Genomic DNA, 26,028 nt, shown 5'->3' with positions numbered 1-26,028 from the left:
TATTGGTAATATTATCGACTAGTCAATTCTTCTTATAAGTTCAGTTCGGCTGTAGGGATATATTGCCCATCTACCCAATCGTAAAGCTGGATATCGCAAATACCATTCAAGCGATGTCCCAAGACCATTGCAAAAACTGAGGGTGCTTTAATAAAGAGGTGTAATTTAGATAACTTATTTTCAGATTTGAATGAAACTAAAGCGGATTTTGCCTCTCTCACAGCAAGATTTAGAGTTTCCATATTATCAATCACATAAGAGCTTTCTAAATTCAGTCTAGGTAAGCTCTTTACTTCATCCATTGTAGAGTCAATGTCTTTACCTATAGTTGTAGGAAATCCGATAGTAACTATGGCTTCAGTTTCACCCTGTAGCTCAACAGGGTCGATTTTATTAAAAAATTGTCCCTCTTTCTGTTTATGGTCATCAGTGCGATAAGCGAGGCCATTATGTTCTATTTCAAGTAGGAAGTTACGTGTGGCACTAAAAACATAGCCAAGCATACATGCGTTGGACATTCTTTGTTTGCCATCTATAAGGAGGGTTCTACGGTCACCACTGCTATGAATAAAATCCCCAATCGATACTGCTTTTTTGATTAGGTTGTTCCAGTCGCTGGAGTTTTTTTGAGCACGATCAGGACCATTGAAATCACTAATATCTAAGTTTAAGTCTTGATACTGACTGGATGATGCTGAAAGATTAATTTTTATAGGATCGGATAGCCACTGACTTCTACTTATATCTTCTTCAAGAGCATGGCAAATAAAACTTTCAAAGTCTTTACGATATATTGGACCAAAAGATGAACGAGAAATTAGATTTTTGAACTGATCTTTTAGTTGTTTGACCTGACTCCTGAGCAGTTCAATATTTATTGTGTCTTGAATTTCACTTAGAAATATAGACTCACTATTCTCAGAATTAAAAGTTATGAAACCAACATAATCAAGAGCAAATTCAGCTAAAGAGAAATCAATTTTTTTACCAACACACCAATCAAGGTATTCCGAGCGCCCATTCACTGAAACTGAAGAGTCGTCATCATAAGAAGATCCAACCCCTCTTAATCGGTCTATTTTTGAAATTAATGGTGAGATAGCGGTGTTATAACTTGGGCATACTAAATTAAACCAAATAAAGTTTTTTGGGTGGGTATCAAAAAGACTTTTAAAACGCCTTATTTCATCCCAAAATTCCGTAGCCGTTAAGGAGTGATTTTTTGCTTCATACATTACATGTAATGACTTTTCCGAAGAAAAATAACAAACTTCTATATCACTTAATGCTTCACTCACTATATGGCTAAATGCACTTTGTGAAAGCCATAGCGGTAAGCTCCTTAATACAAATGCATCCTGATATTCAAATCCTACTCGTGCAATCGCACCACCAGTTGATTGTTTTTCTAACAGACTCGCACTCATTATTATCTCTCTAAATCTAGGGTGGATCGGTAACAGGAACCATCTGATAGGTAGGTGTGAGCACTGCCCTCAAGATGATTGTTTTTTAAATGAAAAATCAGTAAGACTACAAAATTTGCCCCAACTTTTGGATCGGACACCAATTCCCTCATGGTGTGATGGTCTTTACTGCTGGGTTGTACACTAAAGAGAGGATGGCTATGCCATTCACCTAAATAGTTAAATTTTTGATAATTATTGTTTGTTGATTTATGAAAAAGGCGAATTGCTTTAATAGCATCCGTAATTCCACGTACAAAGGATGCTATCGTTCCACTCTTTTGAACAGTTAATGAGCTAACTCTAAAATGGTTTGTACCTATATGCTCACCCATTAAAACACCGCCACATTCGTGGGTTCCAGACTTCAACAGGGCTTTTATCAGTAAAATTTGTATATCAGTAGGAATGGATATTTTCAGCATCAGTATTAACCTTTCATCGGTTCAGGCTCTTCAATAGAATTGCCATTTTCACTTTCAGATATCTGTTTATCCGTAGGAGATTCTGTTACTAACGCACCTGAACAATCGATAGGATGAGTATCAAAAGGACATTGAAATATCCAATATTTACGGAACCCTATTAAATATGCTGAATATGGATAAGAGGATTGCTCATCAATTGTACATAAAGTATCTAATGTGAACTGCGTCATAGACGCTGCAAGAGCCGTTACATCTGCATCTGATGCAATATATGTTTGGTTTTGTGTTTGAAAGCAGTAATTATTAACTTTGCCTTCTGGGATTGGTTCCAACGTTTGTAAGACACCATAAATATGATTGCGAAGCTCTAAAGGTGAGGCATCTAACGTTGGGCGACTACGGGCCATCATTGCTCCACCACCGCCACCAAAGATTTCACCCCATACCATTGGTATATGTTTTCTTTTAGCAATTGCAGCTAAGGTTAGAAATGTATGTGAGCTTGCTGTCGCATCAATAATCAGATTACATGTGGCAATGGCATTAGCGATATTGGAATTTAAATGAGGATTTTCCTGTCCACCAATTTGCATTTCATACGTTTCAACTTCTATGTCTAATACTGTTCGTTTTAATGCTCTTTCAACAGCATGGGTTTTAGCAAAGCCAACATCTAACCAGCTGAGTTCATTACGGACAAGATTGTGTGGGGCCAGAATATCATCATCAATAAGTAGAAAGTTTTTACAGCCCGACCGTGCCAGTGAAATTGCAATTTTACTTCCTAACGATCCAAGACCTACAATTGCTATCCTTGTATTATTGAGATGGCTAAATTGTGCTGGCAATCTTTGATTCTGATCATCATGTAGATTAATAGCAGGATAACTTACGAAAAGTGGTGCTGTATTATTAATCAAGAATAGTTCCAAGTTACCCTTTAAGTCATATAACAATATAGGCTGTATGGAATTTGTGAATTCCTCTTGAGCAGGCCATAAATTGCCTAAAAAGGATTCTAATGAAACTCGGTCATTTACGGATTCCTTTAATTGAGGAACAGAATCAATTCGTATCGCCCATCCAGACAATTCAAATCTTTCATTAGAAAATGATGGTACGATGTCAGGTAGAGGTTTGTTCTGAATATTTGTTGGAACAATAACGGTTTTGTCTCGAAAGCTTGAGATGGCAATCTTAAAGTCCATTTTCTCAGAATCACTACCCAAGAGTATGTGACGTAACATAGGTGTTTCAATGAACCTTTCTGAAACACCTCTTAATTTTTGACCTATTGTTTCAGAATGCCTAGATGGTACAGGTTCTACATTCATCTCCAATACAGTCATTGCATCTGTTAATAAAAGAAGCTGGGCACTTCTAACTAGATCCACTCCACTGATATTGGTATTCCAATTATCTGGGCCATATTCTAGACACAGCACTCCTGAACCACCATACTGGTGCAAGATACTCCATCTTTCACCAGATTTTTGTGGGCGTATATATGCTGGTAGCTCTGGGAAAAGCTCTGGATATACTAAAACACCATTAAAATCTATAGTTCCTATCTTTAGAGAGAAGTTCAAATGCAGTTCATTTGTGTCTGTTGAGTTCCACTCCTGAATCTTAAAACTATTTTTCTCTTTCTCAAGATCAGTCAATAACTGCCGTTCTTGAGCTAGGCGTTCTAATGGTGTTTTTAGCAGTTCCATTACGCAAAGCCTCCTGGTTTATTTGGATAAACAGGGGTTGATGGAAAGGTTAATCCCGCACCTAGAGCAGAACGGATTAAAGAGCTGGCCATATCAGCAGAGTTTGCACTTTTGTGTGATGCCGAACGTGGAAAACGATTACCCAGAACCTGCCGCCATAGGGCTAATGCTTTATCATCATCTGTTTCATTTAAGGCGTTTCGTGCAATAACAGCTTGTTCTTCTACCTTTTCATAAAAAGTTTTGAACTCATCTGCTGTAACCGCAGAAAAAACATTATTGCCTGCAACACCAGGATCTTCTAAATGTGGAATTATGCCTAGTGACGCATAAATCCCATAAGAATCCCTGATCGTTTCTAAAAGATAAACAAACAACTTTTCATAGTTGGATTCGTAGTAATTCATATGCTTGGCAACCAGGCATTCTAAAATGAATCCTTTTGGTCTTTTTAAATCAGACAAGTTCTCACGACGCCACCATTTAAATAGCTTCACAAGAGGCTTAAATCGACCATTTGCATTTTTATTCACCTCAACAGTCCACTCGGTATGGGCTGGAGGGTTGGTAACTAGCCATTCTTCAAGATGAATGTCTGGAATCAGATAGCCGCCATATCCATCTGAAATGATAGGGACAACATCCATATCAACTTTTTTCAACTTAACATTTACTGAACGACGGTTAACGGTAAGATCGGTATATCCAATATCCTTTAATGCAGTATGTACTGCATCAAGGACAATTTGAGGATCATCATTAATTGTGTGATTTGTAAGGGCAATAATATCTACATCTGGCCTTTGTGTGATTCCGCCTATGGTAGTCGGACGTACTGCCGTATTTCTTTTATAAGAACCTGATAAGAATGTATGCACATGTACTTTGCTGAATTCATTATGCACTTTTAAAGCATCACGAAGCGTATTATGTGCGCTTGAACAATCATTAACCGTTGTTGTAGATGGTTCAATATCGGAAAGTAGGTCAAGAAACTGCTGTTGAGTTGTCATAATTCTCTCTGAGCCCATGTACTAAAATGGGGCATAAAATTAAGTGCGATCAGAAAAATTAAGTAACGTACTGCTGTGAACTTTGTTGCATAGCAGTAGGTTATTTAACCTTGTTTACGATATTGAGTTTGAGTTATCAGGATCATCCGATTTTTTATTACGGATAGCATCCTTTTCTTCTTTCAATGGCCGAGTTCTGGGAAATTTAAAATATCCAGTTGGATGGACAATAATTTTTCCAGATTTATGGCGATAAGATTTACAAAACACGAAGTCTTGATTTTCGGTAGGCATTGTTAGCCCTCCTATTTTGGCGGCTCGTTTTTCAGGGCGCATACCAAAATAAGCGGGTAAATCTTGAGATTTACGGGCCTAAATGTTAGAATGGGGTTCTGACAGCCAGATCTAACATGAGGTATGCGTAGGGCTTAGAGCCATATGCCTTTCCTGTGTGAAAATCTATCAAGCCGACTCTACCCAATAGAGTCGGCTTTTTAATTTATGAAACCATCTCAATAGTCTCCATTGAATCTAGGTCAAAATAATATAGTTTTTTAAAGTCATCTTCATATAAGTCAAATAATTGAGATAACTCACTAATGACAGATGTTGATGTTTTTTTTGCATCTATTGCGTAGTCAAAGAGCATTGAAGCTACTCTATATGTCGGTTCTCGATCCAATTCATTTGGTTCAACTTTACGATAACCACGCATAGCCATCTGCCGCCATAAATTGGCACTTTGACTTGAAGTTATAGTTCCTAACTCTGACGCCCTATAGATTAAGGCTGCCATTGAGGTTTTCCATTCCTTTTTAAGTCTTAGATAGTGAGCTAAATTAGTTGAACCTAATTGATCAATAATTTTTTCTTCTGGCATTAAGAATTCGGCAGCAAAGTCATTTGCTTCTTTTTCCATGAACTCAGATGGCTCTTCATGGAGGACCAAATGCCCAAGTTCATGTGCTAGTGTGAAGCGTATTCTGTCATTTGGCTGGTTTGCATTTAGAAATACACATGGAGACACACCATGCATTTTTAAGGATACGCCATCAACATTGTTATCTTTAAAGTCGCATAAAAAGACTAAAACCCCTGCATCTTCCACAGTGGCAGTTAGGTTTTCAAGAGGTTCATTCCCTAATGCCCACAATGACCTAAGTTTTTTAGCAGCTTCTTGAGGAGTGTTTATATCTAGGCCAATTTTAAAAGTTGGTAAGGAATTTTTTCTTTTTGGCACATTTGTGAATAATTCTAATGTTTGTACATGGCCCATTTTTAACATCATTTCAGCATTCATGCGGCTCAATGCTTTAGCTGTGGTAGAGCTTTTTTTTCTGTATGCATGCAAACTAATTGGCAGTGCATTTAGCTTTTCAATATGTTCGAAAAATCGTATAGGGAAATGTAGGGCATTGGATAGATTATGGATAACTTCATCGGAGGGTTTTAAGTCCCCACTTTCAATTTTAGATAATGAAGCCTGGGTAATAGACTGTCCCATTTCAGCAATTAGTTCAGTTTGACTAAGACCACGAAAGTTTCGTGCAATACTAAGCATGTCAGGATTGAAATGAGTCATATTCACCTCCAAGATGATTGACTTACAGATCAAGTTAATCGAATAATAACTGAACAGAAAAGAGTATGCAAATTTTTCTTCAAATTATTCCTAAAATGTTTCGTTTTAATGGGTTTAAGCTTGTTTTTATGCATATATAGTGTTTTTTGTTTTTATGGATACTATATATAGTGTTTTGGTTTTTACATTTTAACATGTAAATTTCCTGAAAGAAGTATGTTTACGTCAAGATACTAAAATATGAAACCTAACATAGATCTCTTATAGTTCAAGAATGGTTAAAGGTCCCCCAAAAACAGCACCAGTATCGATAAAAAAACAATTCTGATGCTTAACAGGTTCCTTGACTACAGTATGGCCGAAATAAATTTCATCAACTCCCGTTACAGTCTTATAGATAGGATTGTATGTACTAAAACGGACACGTCCTCTATGCCATAATGCAATTTGCATGGCAGATTGTTCACCTTCAATGAAGTAGTTATTTTTAAGAACCTCTTGTTTGAAATTATCCCAGTCATTGATATGTATATCTGCATGCACAAAACCATAAACTTTATTATTATGATGAATTTCAAGAATGATCGGTAAATTGAGACACTGTTCAACAACAATTTGTTGTTGAACAGTAGGTAGCTTATATAACCAGTCTCCACCATGATAAGCATGCATTTCTTTCATTTCATTATCAAAAGTTGCTTCAATACACATCTGTTCATGATTGCCACGGATTGCTTTAAACCAGGGCTCATTAATAAGACTTAGGCATTCAAGATTTTCTTGGCCGCGATCAACCAAATCTCCAACGGAGACCAATAAATCCTGCTGAAAGTTAAATTCTAGGTAAGCGTCCGCTGAACCCCATGCCTATTTTTTAATTTGAGTTGGATTTCCAGCGATGTGGCAGTAATTCTTCTATTTGGGTCGCTTTATGCGTCGGCAGCCTTTTCAGCACATCACTGAGATAGGCATACGGATCCAACCCATTCAGCTTTGCTGACTGGATTAAAGTCATGATATTTGCCGCTCGCTGTCCACTGCGCAGCGAACCTGCAAACAACCAGTTCTTACGGCCCAATGCCCAGGGGCGCATTGAGTTCTCTGCCCAGTTATTGTCAATGGGTAGATTGCCATCATCCAGATAGCGGCTTAAGGCTGGCCAACGCTTCAGACTGTAATTGATGGCCTTGGCGGTTGGAGAACTCGATGGCACCGTCAGATAATGTTGGTTGAGCCATTCATACAGTTGTTGCATCACCGGTTGGCTGTGCTGTTGTCGGTATTCGCGGCGGTGTTCTGCTGTACTATCGGTCTTTTTCCTGAGTTCGGCTTCTATCGCATACAGTTTCTGAATCATCAGTAATGCCTGTTCAGCGATCTGACTTTTCCCAGTCACATGTAGCTCATGGAATTTACGACGTGCATGCGCCATGCAGCCCACCTCAATGACATCGCCTGATTTAAAGCGTGCTTTATAACCACTGTAATCATCACAGACCAGATAACCCTGCCAGCCATTCAAGAACTCTGCAGCATGCTGACCTGAACGGCTATCCTGAAAGTCATAGATCACCGCTTGAACTGGATTGTACTGTGTAGTGGCATAGGCCCAGACATAACCTTTCTTCGGTTTTTTCTCATCATCACCCATCCGCATAATGGTGACTGGTGTTTCATCTGCATGGATCACCCGCTGTTGCAGCACCACCTGTTTTAAGGCATTGGCCAGAGGTTCCAGTTCCACACCGCAGCGACCTATCCAGTCAGATAAAGTAGATCTGGACAGATCAATGCCCGCCCGCTGATAGATCAGGCGCTGACGGTACAGCGGCAAATGATCGGCATACTTCGATACCAGCACATGGCTGAGCAGTTCAGGTGAAGCAATGCCTTTATCAATCACATAGGCGGGCATCGCTTGCTGAGTCAGGGTGTCACACTGATCACAGACCCATTTGCCACGCACATGCTGTTCCTTATAGAACTGTGCCGGTCTGAAATGCAGTTTTTCACTGATATCTTCGCCGATACGACGTAACTGGCAGCCACAACTGCATTGGGTTGATGCTGGTTCATGCTCAATACGAATGGTGTGTAGATGATCGGGCAGCAGTCGACGTTTAGGTTTATTGGTTTTGGCTTTCTGTGTCGCTGCATCGGTTTTATCTGCATTCAGCCGTTCCAGTTCCAGATCAACAGCAGCAATATCTTCTTCAACCGCTTCATCCCAGAGATGGATTTGTTTTGCAGTGAGATGTTCGTTTTTACTGCCGAATTTGTGCTGTTTAAATAGTGCGAGTTCATGCTCGTATTTTTGATTGAGAATAGAAAGATGTTGAACTTTAGAATCTAATTGCTGATTGGTGACTTCAAGATGTTGAACTCTGGCATCTAATTGCTGGTTTGATTGTGCTAGAGACTGATGCTGCAGCGCCAACTGTCTGGTAAATTCCAGCAGTTGTTCATGGGTCAGTTGGCTTAAGTCAGGCAGCGTATTCATGACCGCAGTATGCCTGAGGTCATGAGAAGAATGAAATAGAACGTTTGGAGAATAGCGGAATGGAACAGCCTGGTTTAAAGCATCGTCACCACCTGCTGTCGTCCAATGCGCTGCCAGGGCAAACCCTGGATCAGTGCCTGTAACTGTTCCGGGCTGAGGGCCACGGTTTCACCTTGGTGAAGCTTAGCCCAGTGAAATTTGCCCTGTTCCAGCCGCCGGGCACACAGCCAGATGCCCAGTCCATCATGCACCAGTACTTTCATACGATGACCACGTTTATTACAGAACAGGTAAGCACAGTGCGGCTTGATCGAGCCAAAGGTTCTCACCACCTGAGCAATGACAGTATCCATCCCTGCTCGCATATCCAGAGGTTGGGTAGAAAGCCAGATTTCATCAATGCGGATCATGTTGCAAGTGCCTTGAGTAATTCTGCTAAAGCAGATATTTCTGATACTTGCCATTTCAAGCCAATTTCTGCTTTTGAGTGGGGTAAAGTAATTTGAACCGTTAACATGTCAGTAGGAGTAGGATCTAATGGTGCAGAGCAAGATAAGGCAATAAATGCAGGTTTATTCGGTAGTGGTGAGCGATCATTCCCTGGCTTACCATCAATTAAGCGAATCCATTTGGATACAAGATTTGTATTCAATCCATGTTGCAAAGCGACCGAAGCAATTGAAACGTCCGGTGCTTTACAAGCCTGAACGATCTGCTGTTTAAATTCAGCACTGTATGTTCTTCGTTTTTTCGCAAGAGATGCGATGGATGTCTGGTGATTTGTAGTCATAAATTTTAGTCCCCACTTGTTTTTAAGTGGGGACTAAATTAAGGCTTATAGGATGAATTCATAAGGTGTGTTCAGCGGACGCTTACAATTCTAGTTCTTCTAACTTATTCATAAGTAATGTATAGCAACCATGTAGGTCACCAACTACAAAAAGCCGACCTCGAATAGGTTTTGTATAGAACTCTACTAAGTTAGAACCTAAATCTACTTCTCTCATAATTATCCAATTGTTTAATATCAAAGTCTTCATCAAACAGGGGGAGTTTGAATAGATTGATTCTCCTTTTAATTGGACATTTGATCTTTATGTGGGGTTTTATTCTAAAATAAACGAATGTAAGTAATGGAACACAGCTAAATGAATGCACAATTAGAAGTGATGTCAGATCAGGAATTAAATAAATATGAACAAGAGCTCCTTGCTAAATGGACACCGAGAGTGGCGCTTGAAGCTCAAATTGATAGACTTAATTCTCAACGATCTGAATTGTTAGAAATTTATCACAAATTAAAGAATCCAAGGCATCCACAAAATACAAGATTGATCCATTCAATAAAGTCATTAAAACATAAGTTAGAGGACTTTGAAGATGAATTAGATGATCTTATTCAGGATGGTCAATTCAAGCAACATTAAAAATATTTATAACTACCTTATTTAGGGCTTGTTGAGAATTAACAAAGACTACTGATTAATTTATAATAGTACTATGGATAGATACATACTTACTGATGCCCAATGGGCAAAAATGGAACCTTTTTGCCTAGGTAAAGTGACCGATCGAGGTCGTAGTGGAAAAGATAATCGATTATTTTTAGAAGCAGTCCTATGGATTGCCCGTACAGGCAGTCCATGGCGTGATCTACCTGCTCATTTTGGTAAATGGAATACCGTCTTTAAAAGATACCGTGACTGGGTTAAAGCTGGTGTATTTGAAACTATTTTTGCATCTGTAAATGAAGATGTTGATTTGGAATACGCCATGATTGATGGAACGATTGTTAAAGTTCATCGACATGGGCAAGGTGCAAAAGGGGGACTTTCAAACAGTCTATAGGTAAATCTCGAGGTGGAATGACCTGTAAAATTCTTGCCTTAGTGGATAGTCTAGGCAACCTCATTAAGTTTCGATTAATGCCTGGTCAATATCACGATTTAGTAGAAACCAAACCTTTAATTGAAGATGTTGATTTTCAAGCATTACTAGCTGATAAAGCATTTGATGCAGATTGGCTCATCCAAGAACTCAATGAACGTAAAGTGAAAGTGGTGATCCCACCCAAATCTAATCGAAAAGTAATGAGAGCATTTGATACGACTATGTATAAATGGCGTCATCTCATTGAAAACTATTTCTGTAAGTTAAAAGAATTTAAACGTATAGCGATGCGTAGTTGTAAAACAGATACGAGTTTTGAAGCCATGATTCAATTGTGCGCGAGTGTAATTAACTCTCGGTAATTCTCAACAGACCCTAGTTAGGATCTATTTTCTTCTTACTTATCAGATTATTTGTCGCATAGTTGTTTGTAATGTCGCATAGTTCTTTGGAAATGACAACCACCTCCAACCAAGGCGATTGCTGATGCTGTATGGTGTGGAGCACGGAAGGGGCGTTGTCCAAAGGTATGTTGTGCATTCGCAACCGAATAGATACTAGCGACTTCTAAATTTTCTTGCGCATTTAATGGCGGTAAAATCGAAGGGAGTCGAGATGCAAGTAAGGTTTTACCTGTGCCAGGTGGGCCTTTAAAAAGTAAAGAATGCCCACCTGCAGCTGCAATTTCTAATGCACGACGAGGGCGCAATTGACCTTTGACATCAGCGAGATCGAATTGATAATAAGAAGACGCTGTATTTTCTCGTTTTGGTGAAGCCTGTAGTTGAGAACTGCCCGAAAAGTGTGCGCATACTTCTTGCAAATGTTGTGCGCCATAAACCTCAAAATTTGGAAGTTGATTTGCTTCCTCTAGATTAGCCGTAGGAACTAATAAGCGATGTTGGGCATGTTGGCAAGCCATCGCAATTGGTAATACGCCTGAAACAGGGCGTAAATGTCCATCGAGTGCAAGTTCACCAATTAATTCAAACCCTTCAGTGCAGTTTTCAGGTAATTGACCTGATGCAATCAAAATTCCAAGTGCAATTGGCAAGTCTAATCTAGAGCCGTCTTTAGGAAGATCTGCGGGTGCTAAATTGATGGTTAAGCGTTTGGTTGGGAAAAGAAAACCACTATTAATTATTGCGGATCGAACGCGATCTTTACTTTCTCGAACTGCTGCCTCAGGTAAACCCACGATAGTTAAAGAGGGTAGGCCAGAACTAATATGAACTTCGACCTCGATTTGAGGGGCATGTAGCCCCAATAATCCCCTTGTATAAATTTTTGCAAAAGACATTTTATTATTGTTCCATTGTGGTGCTTTATTTTTAATCATTTAAATGTGCAAGTTGCACTGAAAAGGTGCTTATTTTTTGTTCTGCACCATTTCTTCAAGAGTTTTCATCTGTTGTTGTAACTCAGTAAGACGTTGGTTGGCTAAATTGAGGGCAGTTCTTTGACGATCTAGTTCTTGTTTGGAAACAAGATCGAGTTTCTCGATGCTTTCATTTAATAATGCGCGGAGGTTCTTTTCTAAATCTTTTTTAGGTTGATCAATTTGCTGCAAAATCGCTTGTAAAAGAGTTTCAATCATAATGAGCTCAATGAGTTATGTATATTTGCTGCTCAGTGTAACACTGCTTGTCTGAATCCTCTAGACTTGTTGTTGAACGTTGGATGACTGGAGACTTGTTTTAGCTAAACGTTGGCAAATGAAACTTATTTTCGATTGAATATCTACATCTTCAAGGCTAAATAGGTTATAAAGAAAGCTTGTGCCTGATATTTAAAAATCCCCAACCTTTAAATATTGGCACGAAAATTGAACATAAAACCTTACTGGTGAAAATAAGCCGAAGGAAAACAAACATGAAGCTTGTAACTGCAATTGTAAAACCATTCAAATTAGATGACGTGCGTGAAGCGCTCTCTGATATTGGTGTTCAAGGGATTACCGTAACTGAAGTCAAAGGTTTCGGGCGTCAAAAAGGTCACACAGAATTGTACCGTGGTGCAGAGTATGTGGTTGATTTTTTACCAAAAGTGAAGATTGAAATTGCGATTAGCGATGAAATGGTTGATGCCGTAATCGAATCAATCACTCGTGTCGCAAGCACTGGAAAAATTGGTGACGGAAAAATCTTTGTTACGAATTTAGAACAAGTCATCCGTATTCGTACTGGTGAAACAGGGCCAGATGCTGTCTAAATTGGCATAAAGTTTGCTGAGTTAGAAATAAGAGAAATAGCTCACAAAATAAGGTTGGGGGACACGAATGAAAAAAATGCTTATGGCGCTCAGTCTATCTGGCGCACTCTTAGGTGGTTCGGCTGTTGTTTGGGCAGAAGAAGCTGCTTCAACACCAGCAACAGAACAAACTGTAGCAGCATCTGATACTGTCGCTGAAACAGTAACGACTGTTGTTGCTGAAACTACCGCTCCTGCAGAGGCTGCTCCAGCACCTGAAGAGACACCAACAGCAGATACAGGTGATACCGCTTGGATCCTTGTTTCAACAGCACTTGTTCTGTTAATGACTATTCCAGGTTTAGCGCTGTTTTATGGTGGTATGGTTCGTAAGAAAAACGTACTCAGTACCATGATGTTCAGCCTTTCAGCTGCAATTCTTGTGAGCTTGATTTGGGTGATTGTTGGTTATTCTCTCGCATTCTCTGGTTCAGGTGCCTATGTTGGTGACTTGGCGAAGGCGATGTTAAATGGCGTTGCTTTTGATGCGCTGAGCGGGACGATTCCTGAAAGCTTATTTGTAATTTTCCAAATGACCTTTGCGATCATCACTGTGGCAATTATCAGTGGTTCTATTGCTGATCGCATGAAGTATTCTGCGTTCATGGCATTCATCGCAATCTGGGTCATCCTTGTCTACGCTCCAATTACTCACTGGGTTTGGGCTGCAGACGGCTGGTTATTCAAAGCAGGTGCTTTAGACTTTGCTGGTGGTACTGTTGTACATATCAACGCGGGTGTTGCTGGTCTAGTTGCTGCATACATGTTAGGTAAACGTACAGGTCTTGGTCGTGAATCTATGGCACCACATAACCTTACTTTAACTGTAATCGGCGCGAGCTTGATTTGGGTAGGTTGGTTCGGTTTCAATGGTGGTAGCGCATTAGGTGCGGGTGCTCGTGCAAGTATGGCAATCTTGGTAACTCAAGTTGCTGCTGCCGCTGCTGCATTCTCTTGGTTACTTGTAGAACGTCTAATCCGTGGTAAAGCTTCTGTTCTTGGTGGTGCATCTGGTGCGGTGGCTGGTCTTGTTGTAATCACTCCTGCTGCTGGTTTCGTTGGTGTAGGTGGTGCATTGATCATGGGTCTGATCGGTGGCGTAGTATGTTTCTGGGGTATTACAGCACTGAAACGCTTACTTAAAGCTGATGATGCTTTGGATGCATTCGGTTTACACGCTGTTGGTGGTATCGTAGGTGCAGTACTGACAGGTGTCTTCTATAGTGATGAAATCATTAAAGCTGCTGGTGTTGTACTAGCTCCGACATTCGCTGGCCAACTTTGGGTTCAAATTGAAGGTGTATTAGCAACAATCGTATATAGTGGTGTTGTGACTTTCATTATCCTTAAAGTGATCGATCTTGTGATTGGTATACGTGTAAGCGCTGATGATGAGCGTATGGGTCTTGACCTTAGCCAACATGGCGAACGTATCGAATAATTGATCTTTCGAATATCGATAAAAAAGCAGCCCGTAAGGGCTGTTTTTTTATGTCAATGAAGAAGCATTTATATACTTTTGGTTGTACTGATGGGCTATTGTGGCTCTCTGTTTAGCAATAGCTGAAACTTTGATACACTTGGTTGATGTGAATAACTAATTGCACAACTATGCATTGTCCATTTTGTAACGCCGCTGATAGTAAAGTTATCGATTCCCGTTTGGCTGCCGAGGGTAGTCAGATTCGTCGCCGTCGTGAATGCGTGGTGTGTGGTGAGCGTTTTACAACTTTCGAAAGTTATGAAATGGTAATGCCGCGGGTTATTAAATCAGATGCGAAAAGTGAGCCTTTTGATGAAGCAAAACTTCGCCGCTCTCTGATGCACGCTTTGCAGAAGCGACCTGTGACTCAAGAGCAAATTGAGACAGTGCTGAGCGACATTCAATCCCAAATTCGCCGTCTCGGTGAACGTGATGTCAAATCTAGAACCATTGGTGAAATTGTCATGCAGGCTTTGTTTGCATTGGATCATGTGGCGTATGTTCGTTTCGCTTCTGTATACCAAGATTTCCAAGATGTAGAGGCATTTCGTCGTCAAATCGAGCAAATGCAACAACGTGAAAACGAAGCTTAAGTTAGGGAAATCATGTCCGATTTAATCCAAGACCATCTTTCTGAAAATCAGTACTGGATGCAACAGGCTATTGATTTAGCACGACGTGGTCAGTATTCGACTAAACCAAATCCAAATGTGGGTTGCGTTATTGTTAAAGATGGAAAAATCATAGGTGAGGGTTTTCATCCCAAAGCAGGTCAGCCACACGCAGAAGTATTTGCACTTCGACAAGCTGGAGAAAATGCCAAAGATGCCACGGCATATGTGACTTTAGAGCCGTGTGCCCATTTTGGTCGGACGCCACCTTGCGCGGAAGCCTTAGTAAAAGCTCAAGTCAAAAAGGTTGTCGTTGCTTGTTCTGATCCAAATCCTCTGGTTGCTGGTAAAGGCGTCAAAATCTTGCAAGATGCAGGCATAGAAGTGGAAACTGGGATTTGTAATGAAGAAGCCAAAACTTTAAATTTTGGCTTCTTAAAAGCGATGTCGACAGGTTTACCTTATGTACGTTTGAAAATTGCATCTAGCTTGGATGGGCGGACTGCGATGGCATCAGGTGAGTCGAAATGGATTACTGGAACAGCAGCACGTCAAGATGTACAACATTGGCGAGCCATATCTGCTGCGGTGATTACAGGTATCCAGACCGTTCTGGCAGATGATTGTGAACTCAATGTCCGTTCCTTAGACGGGATTGATCTCAGCTCGGTTGTACAACCTAAACGAATTATTTTAGATCGTCAGGGACAGTTACCCCTGAGTGCCAAGATTTTACAAAATCCTGAAACCGTCATGGTGATGACACCATTTCGTCAAGAACTTGCCGATTTAGGCGTGATACAATTAGCGCCGCAACCATTGAATCAATTATTGCAAACCCTCACTCAGCAATATCAAATTTATGATGTGTTGGTAGAAGCGGGTGCAACCTTATCAACCGCCTTTTTAGAACATGGTTTGGTTGATGAAATGATTAGTTATGTTGCACCTACTTTACTTGGTCAATCTGCCCGTCCAATGTTCAACGCTAAGTTTAGCAAAATGGCAGAGCAACTTCGTTTTGAGTTGGTCGATGTAATCCAACTTGGGCAAGATATTCGCCTGAGATTGCTCCCTATCCAAGAGATGATATGAATCCAGAACCATCGGTTTATCACAAACGTCGTCATGCAGCACGTACCACTGACGAGTATCTTTTTCATCAGTTAGTTCCATATCTCGGGAATAAGCGTCGACTTCTACATTTGATTTTAGAAGCGCTTGAGATTACAGGTACTCTGAATAGTAAAAAGAAGAACCCACCGATTTTTGCGGATTTTTTTGCAGGGAGTGGTGTTGTTTCTCGTTTAGCCCGCCAAAATGGGTATCGTGTGATTGCTAATGATTGGGAGCCCTATAGTCATGCACTCAATCATGCCATTTTAGCTTGTGTGGATGCACCAGCTTTCAAAGAGTTGGGTGGTTATCAAAAGGCGATTGATTACTTAAACAGGCTCCCTGAAGTCAAAGGCTGGGTGACCCATAATTTATGCCCGCGCAATGATGATATTTACGATCCTTCCCGTGATCGATTGTTCTTTAAACGCCGCAATGGCATGCGTATAGATGCAATTCGACAACAGATTGCGACATGGCAAGCTCAAGGTGCAATTAATGATGTCGAGATGAGTGCTTTGTTGGCGCCATTACTTTATTCAGCCAGTTTTGTGAGTAATACCAGTGGTGTATTTAAAAGTTTCCATCAAGGATGGGGGGGGAGAACCCAAACTGCACTAGAACGTATTGAATCTTTATTGTGGCTTACCCCAAGTCGCTTTTGTGAAATTGGTGATAGCAAACGACCTGCTGCTGAAATGTGGTGTGTAGATGCTCAGCATTTAGCAAATCAAATGAGTGGTTTTGAGGTTGATGTTGCTTATCTTGATCCTCCTTACAACCAACATGCTTACAGCAGTAATTATCATGTCTTAAATGCTTTGACTTTGTGGGATCAAGTCGACTTGCCATCACCTGATACAAAAGGCTTCAAGAGTGGTATTGATCGAGCATGGCGTAAAGAGCGTCCTAGCCCTTATAACTCTTCGAAGCATGCCAAAGATGCTTATGAGAAGTTACTTGAAACGATTAATGCACGTTATATTTTGACGAGCTATTCAACTGATGGAAATATCGAGCCTAAAGATTTACTTACAGCGAATTTAAAACGCGGCAAAGTAACACTACTGACGCAAGATGTTCCACGCTATCGAGTTAGTAAACAACGCCAATCTGAACGTGCGCGTGTACTTGAATTTATTGTCATTACAGATACTCATGCTAAGTCTGGTCCTCCATTAAGACAACTATTAGGGCAGCTTTATCATTTTGCTGAGCTAGGCGGGGTCGATACAACAGGCAACAGCACGCAACTTGCACTATGGTAGGTTCATGCAGACATCATTTTTTATAAAATGGTGTCTGGGCTTTTCTATTTTTTATCTTTTTTAATCATTAGAGCTAATATTTAGATTAAGTTATTGTTTTGTATGTGAGTTATAAAGCACTTTTATAAATTCATATTTAATTGTTAATTTTATAAATAATAATCAAAAACAGAAGCTTATATTATTTTCATTTGAACTTGTTGATTTTGTTGTTTGAAAAATATTTTACTTTTTGGTCTAAAAAGAACCTTAAAAATATTGATCATTTTCGAAAATGAATATATTTTGCCGAGCTTGATTTAAGGTCATGCTGATCAGTAGCTATGACCAAGTGAGGTTGTTATGAGTCGCTCGGAACCTACTTTATGGGGTCAATGTGTCGCAGAGTTTTTCGCTACCGCAATATTTCTATCATTTGGTATTGGTGTTGTGGCTGCACTTAAGCTTGCAGGAGCGAGCTTAGGTTTATGGGAAATTAGTATCGTTTGGGGTTTAGCAGTTGCTCTAGCTGTTTATCTGTCAGCGGGCATTTCAGGTGCTCATCTCAATCCTGCAGTGACTATTGCTTTAGCTTTATTTGCTGGGTTTGATAAACGTAAAGTCCCTTTTTATGTCATTTCACAAGTCGCTGGTGCAGCCTTGGGTGCATTCCTTGTATATGCTTTATACAGTAACTTATTTTTGGACTATGAGCAGACTCATCATATGCTCCGCGGCAGCGTAGAAGGTTTAGAGTTAGCTGGAATTTTCTCAACCTATCCACATCCGTTGTTGTCTATTGGTCAAGCATTCATGGTGGAAATGTTTATCACTATGCTTTTACTTTGGTTAATTATGGCCATTGGTGATGATACTAATGGCTTACCACGTGGAGCTTTAGCACCTATTTTGGTCGGATTGCTTGTCGCTGTAATCGGTGCTTCTTTTGGCCCATTAACAGGGTTTGCAATGAATCCTGCACGTGATTTTGGTCCTAAATTGGTTGCTTACTTTATGGGCTGGGGACCTGTCGCTTTTACTGGTGGTCGTGATGTTCCATATTTTATGGTTCCTATTTTTGCACCAATTTTAGGTGCGTGTTTAGGTGTATTGGGCTATAAATTTTTCTTTAGCCAGTTCCTAAAACATCAGCAAGTCGAAGTCAAAGAAAAGATGAACTCACAAATTTCTGAGTTTCAATAAACCTCATTGAATTGTTCAAAGGTAGTGAAATGACTACCTTTTTTATCTTTGACGATTTGAACTCTGAGTGGCTTGTTATCTCAAGTTCTTTGCTTTAAGGTATCTCATTGACTATGGCGCGTATTGCATAAAGATAGGTTGAAACTCCCATGTTTACAGGCATTATTGAAAGTTTAGGTAAGGTTGAGAGCTTACAAAGTGTGGGCGGCGATGTTCGTTTACGTATTCAAACTGATCTGGATATGTCGGATGTGCATTTGGGGGATTCGATTGCAACCAATGGTATCTGTTTGACGGTGATCGAATGGGGCGATAACTGGTATGCGGCTGATGTTTCCCGTGAAAGTTTGAATCGTACGACATTGGGGCAGTGGAAAGTTGGTCAAGTGGTGAATGTCGAAAAGGCAATGCTGCCAACGACTCGTTTTGGTGGGCACATTGTCAGTGGTCATGTTGATGGTTTGGGTGAAATTACTTTAGTCCGCCATGATGCTCGTTCATTGTATTTTGAAGTGACTGCACCTGTTGAATTAGCCAAATATTTGGCAGAAAAGGGTTCTGTGACAGTTGATGGGATCAGTCTGACCATTAACCATTTACGCGGCAATATTTTGAGTTTGAATTTGATCCCGCATACGGCTGAACGTACCAATATTGGAACTTGGCAAGTTGGAAGCAAAGTCAATCTTGAAGTTGATGTGTTGGCTCGTTATATCGAAAGATTACTACTCGGTGATAAGGCGGCTGAGCAGAAAACTGAATCAAATATCAGTATGGCATTTTTGGCCGAAAATGGTTTCTTGAAATGATTCAAAAAAGCCCAGTTTGAACTGGGCTTTTTATTATTCTTCATCTGAAAATTGACTATTTTTGAGAATGTATTCTATTTCGTCTTGCGCAATCGCATGTAATTTTGCTCTAAAAACTGTGACCGCTTGTTCAATCATACTTTCAGCTTCTAGTTCCAGTCGGACACGCACACTTTCAAGCTCAGATTGAATTTGCTCATCTTTAATGACCATGTATTGGGCTTGAGCATAATCAATACTTGGCTGTTCTGGATTTACTTGATAACGTTCAGTTTGGTCTGCAATTTCTTGGTCAATATGATGACGTAATGCTGCTAAATGTTCAGTTTGTTGTTCGAACTGACGCTCTTCGTCCGCTTGAAGCTGTGCTGCATATGCTGCTTCAGCAGCTCGTTTTTCTTCAAGCGCCTTTTCTAAAGCCAATTGTTTACGGATTCTTGCTTGTTCGATTAATTCTGCTTTGAGATCAGCATATGCTTTTTCAATTCGTTGTGCAGAATTTCGTTGTGCTTGTTCATCATGATGAACCCAAGTTTGGATGGGTGTTTGGGGCAGGAGTAAATCACAGATGCGAGCTAAATCTTCTTGATACGTTTGGCGAACCGCTTCAGGCGTGTTTAACCAACGTTTTTTAAAGTCTTGACCTACATTTAATGCCACCTGACACTCCTCGAATGACGCTCTAATTTCGGATTTATAATTTAAATGTTCGAGGTGCTATACCTAAACGACGATACATTTTAAATTTTTCTCGACCGATTTGTTTCGCAATTTCATTATTTTCAATAATTTCGATAATGTGTCGAAATTCTTGAGTTTGTTCAAGTGCATGATTGTTAAAATTAAAGACAATCCAATCATTGGATGATGGTAATTCTTCTGAAATACATACGGCACTATTTTCTAAATGAATCCCATGGGGGATAAAACTTGTTGGATCAAAAGTCCAAAGCTTCTCATCAAGTTCGTTCTGCATTTCTGCATTATCGCAATACCACCACACTTTAGGATGTTGGTTCAAAATTTTTCGGCATAAACGACAAGCACTTTCAACTTGTCGCTCAGTACTATTTTCAAATAGATAAAAACTAATTTGAGCTTGAGTTGACATCTAATTACACATATCTGTTTTTTATGGTTGAGTTGATGTATTCACTAGCGAATACATCAATATGCTCAAATAGGGCTAGAAATTTCTCAAGTTTGAATCGTCCAAAGTTATATTCAAGCCCTATTTTTATGACAAAAATAAATGTCACAACATTCAGCTATTTGCTTGAGCACGATTTGCTAAAAATTGCATCAATAATGGAACTGGGCGACCTGTTGCTCCTTTAGCTGCTCCAGATAACCATGCTGTACCAGCAACATCGAGATGTACCCAGCGATAGTCACGTGTGAAACGTTCGAGGAAACATGCTGCTGTGATTGCCCCACCATGTGGGCCGCCGATATTCGCAATGTCTGCAAAAGGTGAATCTAGCAATTCCTGATATTCTTCCATCACAGGCATGCGCCAAACACGATCGAGTGATTGTTCGCCAGCTTGTAGCAGCTCTTGAGCCAATTCATCATCAGGAGTAAATAAGCCACTTACAACTTTACCTAATGCAACGACACATGCACCTGTAAGTGTTGCAATATCAATCACAAGAGCAGGGTTAAAGCGTTTGATATAGGTGAGCGTATCACATAGAACCAGACGACCTTCTGCATCAGTATTTAAAATTTCTACAGTTTGACCACTCATGGTCGTTACAATATCACCAGGTCGAGTTGCCCGACCTGATGGCATATTTTCCGCTGCGGCAATCGCACCTACCACATGAATTGGTAGCTGTGCTTCACAAAGAGCCTGCATTGTGCCAAGTACTGAAGCAGCACCACACATATCAAATTTCATCTCATCCATACCAGCACCAGGCTTCAGTGAGATACCACCTGTATCAAAGGTTACACCTTTACCGACAAGTACGATCGGAGCTTGATCTGTATTGGCTTTGTATTCAAGAGTAATCACTCGACCTGGACGATCAGATCCTTTGCTTACAGCAAGGAACGCATACATCCCAAGGTCAGCCATTTGTTGTTCATCAAGAATGGTAACTTGCAACATATCTGGATATTGCGCAGCAAGAGCCAGTGCTTGATCAGCTAAATATTCTGGGAAGCAAATATTTCCTGGTCGATTACCTAAGTCGCGTGCATAGTTTTGTCCAGACTGAACAGCATGAACTAAGTTGAGTTGTGCATCATCTAATAGAGTTGTTTCAGCAACAAGATGAATGGTTTCTAAGACAAATTCATTTTTTTTGGATTTGAATTCGTCATAACCATAGCCTGCTTGACTTAAAGTGAGTGCGAATAAGGCATGTAAATCTGTTGGCAAAGCAGTGAGATCAATCGTAATTTCTTTAAATTTATTTTGTGACGATTTGATAATGCTTTGTGCGAGTTTTGCTAATTTATTCGGTTTTAACTCGTTACTTTTACCTAAACCAAGCAGTTGGGCATTAGCTTGCACTTCTATTTGAGCAATAAGCGGTAAATTCTCGTTAAAGACTGCTTTAAATTGTGTTGCTGAAATAAGATTATCTAGGTTGTTGATTTTATAAGACTTTGTGCTGTGTTGTAATTGCTCTGAATCAACTAAAATCCACAAGGATTCACTAGACGCTTGAGTTGGTAATGCGGTATGAAGTGTAAATTTCATTGTTTATGTAAAACCTAATGAGCAAAAAAGATAGATAAGTCCATTAAACACGTTCAGGTATGAGCTTGCAATCGGCAACATGCGATAGGTTTTATATTTTTAACATTCGGGTAAACTAGCGTTACCCCACGATTGGTCTATTTTTTGGAAGCATTACTTTGATTATTCGGCGTTATCTCGTCAAACAAGTGGTGTCCACTTCTTTGGTTGTAACTGCATTACTTACGCTCATTATCATGGGTGGTCAGTTAATCAAGATTTTTGGACGAGCTGCACAAGGTCGTTTAGATGCTGGCGTTTTGCTGAGTATCATTGCATATCGTCTACCCGAATTTTTGACGTTGATTCTTCCACTCGGTTTCTTTATTGGATTGATGCTGGTATTTGGTCGACTTTATGTTGACCATGAAATGGCGGTGTTAAATGGTAGTGGCGTCAGTCGAAATCAATTGGCAAAATTATTATTACCGATGACCTTCGTTTATTTGCTTGTTCAATCTTTTCTGATGTTTTGGGGATCATCGTCGGGAATCAGAGCTTACGAGAGTTTGATGCAAACTCAAGCAGTGCGAGCAGGTTTTGATTTGGTTCGACCGAAGGAGTTTATTTCTTCTGGGCCATACACCATTTATGCTGGCTCTTTGTCAGAAGATCGCAAAAACTTAAAAGATATTTTCTATTATCAAAAAGCTGAACGTGAAGACAAACCTGATGTCATGATCTTGGCAAAAGAAGCTACACGTGTGGAAATGGCGAATGACACAGCCAATGTGGTGGACCTCGTTCAGGGGCGACGTTATGAAATTTATCCGAATCAGCCACGCTACACTCAAGCAGAATTTCAGTCATATCGCTTACGTTTAGAAAATGATAAAGACATTAAATTTGAAAGTGATGATGTTGAAGCATTATCGATGAGTAAATTATGGCAAAAACGTGATGATTCGGTGGTTCGTAGTGAGTTGGGATGGCGGATATTTGGACCGTTTGTCATCCTTGTTGCTTTGTTGCTTGCCGTAGCATTATCAGAAGTTAGCCCGAGACAAGGTCGTTATTATCGTCTCATTCCTGCGATTTTTATTTTTGCCAGTTTAATTGTATTGATGATTGCAATTAAGACCCGAATTAGTAAAGAAGAGTTAGATATTTGGGCATATCCAGTTGTGCTTCTTGTCTATGCAATTGCAGCAGCGATTTTTGCACGCAAACAGAAATTAGCGCCTAAAATTAAGAAAGGCATTCAGCGAGTGGGGTTATGATGTTAGCACGTCGAATAGTCGCCAAACATGTGACAAAAACCACGGTACTCGCAATGTTGGGAACAACATTGGTGCTTTCCTTTTTACAAGTGTTGTTTACGTATCTAGGTGAGTTAGGCTCACTTAAACCTAATTACAATGCATGGCAGGCATTTTTGTATGTCATGTGGGGTGCGCCTCGATATTTGTATGAAATTTTGCCTGTAGCTGCGTTGATAGGTTCTGTACTTGGTCTGGGGGCATTGGCATCGAACAGTGAACTGATTGTCATGCGCTCGGTGGGTATAAGCCTATGGCGTATAGTTGGCTGGGTTATGCGTTCGGCACTGTTATTAATTGTTTTGTCTTTTGTATTAAGTGAATGGGTTATTCCATATACAAATGAAAAAGCTCAAAGCATTAAAAAACAACGTAGTGTTGCGACTTTAGGTGAAGTAAAAGGATATTGGTCCAGAGAAGGTCAACGTTTTACATATATTGACTATGCAAACTCTCAAGGGCAATTGCGCAATATTCAGTCAATTGATTTTGATCAAAATTATCGTCTTCAGTCTTTTATTACTGCTGAGAAAGGTCAGTTTGTGAAAGATGGTCAATGGACTTTACAGGACTCACATCAAGTTGATTTGCTGGCTCAAGGAAATGCGATCAAAACTGATCATGCTCAACAGGCATTAGGTCTTGCTTTGCAGCCGAAATATGTGCACATGGTAACCTTAGATCCTGAAGATTTATCTCCAAGTCAGTTGGTTAGTTTTATGCGCTATTTGGAAGAATATAGCCAAGTACCAAAGAGCTATGAACTGGCTTTCTGGCAGAAAGTATCTTCTCCTTTTGCATTGATTGCGCTGGTTTTAATTGCGTGTTCTTTTATTTTTGGTCCATTGCGTCAACAATCGATGGGCTTTAGGCTCGTGATTGCATTATTTACGGGGTTAGGATTCTTCTATTTACAAGACTTCTTGGGTTATGCAAGTTTAGTCTATGCACCATCACCTGCATGGTTTGTATTGTTGCCAATTATGCTGATGTTCGGCATCGGTAGTTATTTGCTCTATCGAGCACGTTAACGCAGCATTTGCTTTCCCTATCTTATCGATTGAGCAAAGCCATCCGTCAGGTCATAGAGAATTTTGTCAAATTTCGGTAAACTATGCCGATCAAATGATAGACAAATAGAGAGTCCAATATGACGGATGCAAATGCTGGCAAAATTCCTCACGTTCTAGTAATCATGGATGGTGTAGGACATCGTGAAGCAGTTGAAGATAACGCGTATTTAGCAGCAAAAACGCCAAATCTAACCGCCATGAAAGCGAAGCATCCGAATAGTTTAATCTCTGGTTCAGGTGAAGATGTCGGTTTGCCAGATGGGCAAATGGGTAACTCTGAAGTTGGGCATATGAATCTCGGTGCAGGTCGAGTGCTGTATCAAGATTTTACTCGTATTACTAAAGATATCCGTACTGGTGCTTTCTTTGAACATGAAGTGTTGGTTGATGCTGTAGAAAAAGCCAAAGCTGCAAATGGTGCTGTGCATATCATGGGCTTGCTGTCAGAGGGTGGCGTTCACTCACATGAAGACCATATCGTGGCGATGTGTGAGCTTGCACTAAAACGTGGTGGAAAGGTCTACTTACATGCATTTCTCGATGGTCGTGATACTCCACCACGTAGTGCAAAACCTTCGTTAGAAAAATTAGATGCTGTATTTGCTCAATACCCAAATCAAGGTCGCATTGTTTCGATGATTGGTCGTTATTTTGCAATGGACCGTGATAATCGCTGGGATCGTGTTGAACAAGCTTATCGTTTAATGACTGAGGGTGAGGCGACTCGTGTTGCTAGCAATGCGGTTGAAGCGTTGGATCTCGCTTATGCTGCTGATGAAAACGATGAATTTGTCAAAGCCACACGTATTGGTGACATTGTTAAAGTACAAGATGGCGACAGTATAGTATTTATGAATTTCCGTGCTGATCGTGCGCGTGAAATTACTCGTGCTTTTGTTGAAAAAGATTTTACAGGCTTTACACGTAAAGTAATTCCAGCACTTTCCAAATTCGTTATGCTGACTCGTTATCAAGCAAGTATTGATGCTCCCGTTGCTTATATGCCTGAAGAGTTGAAGAATTCGATTGGTGAATATCTATCAGGGTTGGGTAAGACACAGTTACGAATTGCTGAAACAGAAAAATATGCACATGTCACGTTCTTCTTTAGTGGTGGTCGTGAGGATGAATATGCAGGTGAGAAGCGTATTTTGATTCCATCGCCGAATGTCGCAACTTACGATTTAAAACCTGAAATGAGTGCAATTGAAGTCACTGATGAGTTGGTTAATGCAATCAATTCAGGTGAGTTTGATCTGTTAGTTGTGAACTATGCTAACGGTGATATGGTTGGTCATACTGGTGTGTTTGATGCTGCTGTGAAAGCAGTAGAAACTGTGGACGCATGTTTAGGTCGAGTCTACGAAGCAGTGATGGCAAACAAAGGTCATATGTTAATTACTGCTGATCATGGTAATGTAGAGCAAATGCAGGACTATGAAAGCGGACAGGTGCATACGCAACATACCACTGAGCTGGTGCCATTCATTTATGTTGGACCTACACAAGCAACAATTGCTGAAGGTGGCGTGCTTGCAGATGTAGCACCAACATTGCTTAGTTTGATGAATCTTCCTGTTCCACAAGAGATGCAAGGCAAAAATCTAATTACGTTACAATAAGGTGAGAGA

General features: G+C 40.2%; 26 protein-coding genes and 2 pseudogenes. 12 read left to right on the top strand and 16 right to left on the bottom strand.

All coding sequences use genetic code 11. From position 1 onward, the window contains the following. Positions 1 to 32: 32 nt before the first annotated feature. The 11 genes and pseudogenes from Q9Q86_RS11500 to Q9Q86_RS17490 form a co-directional block, all read right to left on the bottom strand. Entirely contained in the window at positions 33 to 1,427 is a 1,395-nt protein-coding gene (locus Q9Q86_RS11500) for a dsDNA nuclease domain-containing protein (protein WP_004756395.1), read from the bottom strand. Positions 1,428 to 1,429: 2 nt separating this feature from the next. Beyond that, positions 1,430 to 1,891: a Mov34/MPN/PAD-1 family protein gene (locus Q9Q86_RS11495; protein WP_004756394.1), complete on the bottom strand. Its 462-nt coding sequence runs from the start codon at positions 1,889 to 1,891 to the stop codon at positions 1,430 to 1,432. Positions 1,892 to 1,896: 5 nt separating this feature from the next. Then, complete coding sequence (locus Q9Q86_RS11490; RefSeq protein ID WP_004756392.1) at positions 1,897 to 3,609, bottom strand: ThiF family adenylyltransferase; 1,713 nt, start codon at positions 3,607 to 3,609, stop codon at positions 1,897 to 1,899. Next, positions 3,609 to 4,622, bottom strand: coding sequence for a nucleotidyltransferase (locus tag Q9Q86_RS11485; protein WP_000211631.1), 1,014 nt, complete (start codon positions 4,620 to 4,622; stop codon positions 3,609 to 3,611). The genes Q9Q86_RS11490 and Q9Q86_RS11485 overlap by 1 nt, the downstream gene beginning before the upstream one ends. 114 nt (positions 4,623 to 4,736) lie before the next feature. After that, complete coding sequence (locus Q9Q86_RS11480; RefSeq protein WP_001141890.1) at positions 4,737 to 4,916, bottom strand: hypothetical protein; 180 nt, start codon at positions 4,914 to 4,916, stop codon at positions 4,737 to 4,739. A gap of 205 nt (positions 4,917 to 5,121) precedes the next feature. Further along, entirely contained in the window at positions 5,122 to 6,204 is a 1,083-nt protein-coding gene (locus tag Q9Q86_RS11475; protein ID WP_000148670.1) for an ImmA/IrrE family metallo-endopeptidase, read from the bottom strand. A gap of 261 nt (positions 6,205 to 6,465) precedes the next feature. Next, positions 6,466 to 7,020, bottom strand: coding sequence for a metallophosphoesterase (locus Q9Q86_RS11470; RefSeq protein WP_112987118.1), 555 nt, complete (start codon positions 7,018 to 7,020; stop codon positions 6,466 to 6,468). A gap of 58 nt (positions 7,021 to 7,078) precedes the next feature. Beyond that, entirely contained in the window at positions 7,079 to 8,704 is a 1,626-nt protein-coding gene (locus tag Q9Q86_RS11465; RefSeq protein WP_157938044.1) for an IS66 family transposase, read from the bottom strand. 74 nt (positions 8,705 to 8,778) lie between these two features. Further along, a complete protein-coding gene (gene tnpB, locus Q9Q86_RS11460; RefSeq protein WP_157938043.1) occupies positions 8,779 to 9,114 on the bottom strand; it encodes an IS66 family insertion sequence element accessory protein TnpB in 336 nt (111 codons plus the stop codon). Beyond that, on the bottom strand, positions 9,111 to 9,494 hold the full coding sequence (locus Q9Q86_RS11455; RefSeq protein ID WP_004762545.1) for a transposase: 384 nt from the start codon (positions 9,492 to 9,494) through the stop codon (positions 9,111 to 9,113). Before Q9Q86_RS11455 ends, tnpB begins: the two co-directional genes overlap by 4 nt. A gap of 88 nt (positions 9,495 to 9,582) precedes the next feature. After that, positions 9,583 to 9,711: pseudogene (locus tag Q9Q86_RS17490) on the bottom strand (serine/threonine-protein phosphatase 2); the annotation flags it as partial. A gap of 141 nt (positions 9,712 to 9,852) precedes the next feature. Here Q9Q86_RS17490 and Q9Q86_RS11450 point away from each other — a divergent pair. Both Q9Q86_RS11450 and Q9Q86_RS11445 read left to right on the top strand, forming a co-directional pair. Beyond that, positions 9,853 to 10,131 (top strand): hypothetical protein, encoded by a 279-nt coding sequence (locus Q9Q86_RS11450; RefSeq protein ID WP_000993734.1) that lies wholly within the window; start codon positions 9,853 to 9,855, stop codon positions 10,129 to 10,131. Positions 10,132 to 10,204: 73 nt separating this feature from the next. Further along, a protein-coding gene (locus tag Q9Q86_RS11445; protein WP_112987637.1) for an IS5 family transposase occupies positions 10,205 to 10,956 on the top strand; the annotation gives its coding sequence in 2 pieces (ribosomal slippage) (positions 10,205 to 10,541 and positions 10,541 to 10,956; 753 coding nt in all). 92 nt (positions 10,957 to 11,048) lie between these two features. Here Q9Q86_RS11445 and Q9Q86_RS11440 read toward each other — a convergent pair. Together Q9Q86_RS11440 and Q9Q86_RS11435 are read right to left on the bottom strand one after the other, a co-directional pair. Continuing rightward, positions 11,049 to 11,894 (bottom strand): annotated as a pseudogene (locus tag Q9Q86_RS11440) (YifB family Mg chelatase-like AAA ATPase); the annotation flags it as partial. Positions 11,895 to 11,963: 69 nt separating this feature from the next. After that, positions 11,964 to 12,191: an accessory factor UbiK family protein gene (locus Q9Q86_RS11435; protein WP_004958469.1), complete on the bottom strand. Its 228-nt coding sequence runs from the start codon at positions 12,189 to 12,191 to the stop codon at positions 11,964 to 11,966. Between the two features lie 275 nt (positions 12,192 to 12,466). Between Q9Q86_RS11435 and glnK the strand changes: the two genes are divergently transcribed. From glnK to Q9Q86_RS11400, 7 genes are all read left to right on the top strand, one after another. Beyond that, positions 12,467 to 12,805, top strand: a complete 339-nt coding sequence (gene glnK / locus Q9Q86_RS11430) for a P-II family nitrogen regulator (protein ID WP_000780326.1) — start codon at positions 12,467 to 12,469, stop codon at positions 12,803 to 12,805. A 67-nt stretch (positions 12,806 to 12,872) separates the two neighbouring features. Continuing rightward, positions 12,873 to 14,285 (top strand): ammonium transporter, encoded by a 1,413-nt coding sequence (locus tag Q9Q86_RS11425; protein WP_075695870.1) that lies wholly within the window; start codon positions 12,873 to 12,875, stop codon positions 14,283 to 14,285. A 170-nt stretch (positions 14,286 to 14,455) separates the two neighbouring features. Further along, positions 14,456 to 14,920 carry a transcriptional regulator NrdR gene (gene nrdR / locus Q9Q86_RS11420; RefSeq protein WP_004957298.1) on the top strand — a complete coding sequence of 155 codons (465 nt, stop codon included), beginning with the start codon at positions 14,456 to 14,458 and terminating at the stop codon, positions 14,918 to 14,920. A 12-nt stretch (positions 14,921 to 14,932) separates the two neighbouring features. Continuing rightward, positions 14,933 to 16,033 (top strand): bifunctional diaminohydroxyphosphoribosylaminopyrimidine deaminase/5-amino-6-(5-phosphoribosylamino)uracil reductase RibD, encoded by a 1,101-nt coding sequence (gene ribD / locus Q9Q86_RS11415; RefSeq protein WP_112987271.1) that lies wholly within the window; start codon positions 14,933 to 14,935, stop codon positions 16,031 to 16,033. Continuing rightward, positions 16,030 to 17,322, top strand: coding sequence for a DNA adenine methylase (locus tag Q9Q86_RS11410; protein ID WP_004917048.1), 1,293 nt, complete (start codon positions 16,030 to 16,032; stop codon positions 17,320 to 17,322). Before ribD ends, Q9Q86_RS11410 begins: the two co-directional genes overlap by 4 nt. Before the next feature lie 342 nt (positions 17,323 to 17,664). Continuing rightward, a complete protein-coding gene (locus tag Q9Q86_RS11405) occupies positions 17,665 to 18,504 on the top strand; it encodes an MIP/aquaporin family protein (RefSeq protein ID WP_112987270.1) in 840 nt (279 codons plus the stop codon). Between the two features lie 149 nt (positions 18,505 to 18,653). After that, entirely contained in the window at positions 18,654 to 19,313 is a 660-nt protein-coding gene (locus Q9Q86_RS11400; RefSeq protein ID WP_039046875.1) for a riboflavin synthase, read from the top strand. Positions 19,314 to 19,346: 33 nt separating this feature from the next. On the opposite strand, the gene Q9Q86_RS11395 is transcribed toward Q9Q86_RS11400, so the two are convergent. The 3 genes from Q9Q86_RS11395 to Q9Q86_RS11385 form a co-directional block, all read right to left on the bottom strand. After that, on the bottom strand, positions 19,347 to 19,973 hold the full coding sequence (locus Q9Q86_RS11395; protein WP_005403523.1) for a hypothetical protein: 627 nt from the start codon (positions 19,971 to 19,973) through the stop codon (positions 19,347 to 19,349). Between the two features lie 34 nt (positions 19,974 to 20,007). Next, positions 20,008 to 20,424: a DNA polymerase III subunit chi gene (locus tag Q9Q86_RS11390; RefSeq protein ID WP_004917037.1), complete on the bottom strand. Its 417-nt coding sequence runs from the start codon at positions 20,422 to 20,424 to the stop codon at positions 20,008 to 20,010. Positions 20,425 to 20,577: 153 nt separating this feature from the next. After that, a complete protein-coding gene (locus tag Q9Q86_RS11385; RefSeq protein WP_112987269.1) occupies positions 20,578 to 22,026 on the bottom strand; it encodes a leucyl aminopeptidase in 1,449 nt (482 codons plus the stop codon). Positions 22,027 to 22,184: 158 nt separating this feature from the next. Here Q9Q86_RS11385 and lptF point away from each other — a divergent pair, with 158 nt between their 5' ends. The 3 genes from lptF to gpmI all read left to right on the top strand — a co-directional run bounded on the left by lptF (position 22,185) and on the right by gpmI (position 26,019). Then, entirely contained in the window at positions 22,185 to 23,285 is a 1,101-nt protein-coding gene (lptF, locus tag Q9Q86_RS11380) for an LPS export ABC transporter permease LptF (protein ID WP_004917030.1), read from the top strand. Then, complete coding sequence (lptG, locus tag Q9Q86_RS11375; RefSeq protein ID WP_005403525.1) at positions 23,285 to 24,355, top strand: LPS export ABC transporter permease LptG; 1,071 nt, start codon at positions 23,285 to 23,287, stop codon at positions 24,353 to 24,355. The genes lptF and lptG overlap by 1 nt, the downstream gene beginning before the upstream one ends. 119 nt (positions 24,356 to 24,474) lie before the next feature. After that, on the top strand, positions 24,475 to 26,019 hold the full coding sequence (gene gpmI, locus Q9Q86_RS11370) for a 2,3-bisphosphoglycerate-independent phosphoglycerate mutase (protein WP_005403526.1): 1,545 nt from the start codon (positions 24,475 to 24,477) through the stop codon (positions 26,017 to 26,019). Positions 26,020 to 26,028: the final 9 nt, after the last annotated feature.

The organism is Acinetobacter sp. A22 (genome assembly GCF_030913345.1).
GTDB lineage: Bacteria > Pseudomonadota > Gammaproteobacteria > Pseudomonadales > Moraxellaceae > Acinetobacter > Acinetobacter junii.
Note: the sequence above shows the minus strand (reverse complement) of the source record. Positions and strands in the feature narration are given on the sequence as shown.

Bases quoted from the DNA above. Each gene is read 5' to 3' on its own strand.
- Q9Q86_RS11500 (WP_004756395.1), bottom strand. From the start codon at position 1,427: ATGAGTGCGAGTCTGTTAGAAAAACAATCAACTGGTGGTGCGATTGCA.
- Q9Q86_RS11495 (WP_004756394.1), bottom strand. From the start codon at position 1,891: ATGCTGAAAATATCCATTCCTACTGATATACAAATTTTACTGATAAAA.
- Q9Q86_RS11490 (WP_004756392.1), bottom strand. From the start codon at position 3,609: ATGGAACTGCTAAAAACACCATTAGAACGCCTAGCTCAAGAACGGCAG.
- Q9Q86_RS11485 (WP_000211631.1), bottom strand. From the start codon at position 4,622: ATGACAACTCAACAGCAGTTTCTTGACCTACTTTCCGATATTGAACCA.
- Q9Q86_RS11480 (WP_001141890.1), bottom strand. From the start codon at position 4,916: ATGCCTACCGAAAATCAAGACTTCGTGTTTTGTAAATCTTATCGCCAT.
- Q9Q86_RS11475 (WP_000148670.1), bottom strand. From the start codon at position 6,204: ATGACTCATTTCAATCCTGACATGCTTAGTATTGCACGAAACTTTCGT.
- Q9Q86_RS11465 (WP_157938044.1), bottom strand. From the start codon at position 8,704: ATGAATACGCTGCCTGACTTAAGCCAACTGACCCATGAACAACTGCTG.
- tnpB (WP_157938043.1), bottom strand. From the start codon at position 9,114: ATGATCCGCATTGATGAAATCTGGCTTTCTACCCAACCTCTGGATATG.
- Q9Q86_RS11455 (WP_004762545.1), bottom strand. From the start codon at position 9,494: ATGACTACAAATCACCAGACATCCATCGCATCTCTTGCGAAAAAACGA.
- Q9Q86_RS11450 (WP_000993734.1), top strand. From the start codon at position 9,853: ATGAATGCACAATTAGAAGTGATGTCAGATCAGGAATTAAATAAATAT.
- Q9Q86_RS11435 (WP_004958469.1), bottom strand. From the start codon at position 12,191: ATGATTGAAACTCTTTTACAAGCGATTTTGCAGCAAATTGATCAACCT.
- glnK (WP_000780326.1), top strand. From the start codon at position 12,467: ATGAAGCTTGTAACTGCAATTGTAAAACCATTCAAATTAGATGACGTG.
- Q9Q86_RS11425 (WP_075695870.1), top strand. From the start codon at position 12,873: ATGAAAAAAATGCTTATGGCGCTCAGTCTATCTGGCGCACTCTTAGGT.
- nrdR (WP_004957298.1), top strand. From the start codon at position 14,456: ATGCATTGTCCATTTTGTAACGCCGCTGATAGTAAAGTTATCGATTCC.
- ribD (WP_112987271.1), top strand. From the start codon at position 14,933: ATGTCCGATTTAATCCAAGACCATCTTTCTGAAAATCAGTACTGGATG.
- Q9Q86_RS11410 (WP_004917048.1), top strand. From the start codon at position 16,030: ATGAATCCAGAACCATCGGTTTATCACAAACGTCGTCATGCAGCACGT.
- Q9Q86_RS11405 (WP_112987270.1), top strand. From the start codon at position 17,665: ATGAGTCGCTCGGAACCTACTTTATGGGGTCAATGTGTCGCAGAGTTT.
- Q9Q86_RS11400 (WP_039046875.1), top strand. From the start codon at position 18,654: ATGTTTACAGGCATTATTGAAAGTTTAGGTAAGGTTGAGAGCTTACAA.
- Q9Q86_RS11390 (WP_004917037.1), bottom strand. From the start codon at position 20,424: ATGTCAACTCAAGCTCAAATTAGTTTTTATCTATTTGAAAATAGTACT.
- Q9Q86_RS11385 (WP_112987269.1), bottom strand. From the start codon at position 22,026: ATGAAATTTACACTTCATACCGCATTACCAACTCAAGCGTCTAGTGAA.
- lptG (WP_005403525.1), top strand. From the start codon at position 23,285: ATGTTAGCACGTCGAATAGTCGCCAAACATGTGACAAAAACCACGGTA.
- gpmI (WP_005403526.1), top strand. From the start codon at position 24,475: ATGACGGATGCAAATGCTGGCAAAATTCCTCACGTTCTAGTAATCATG.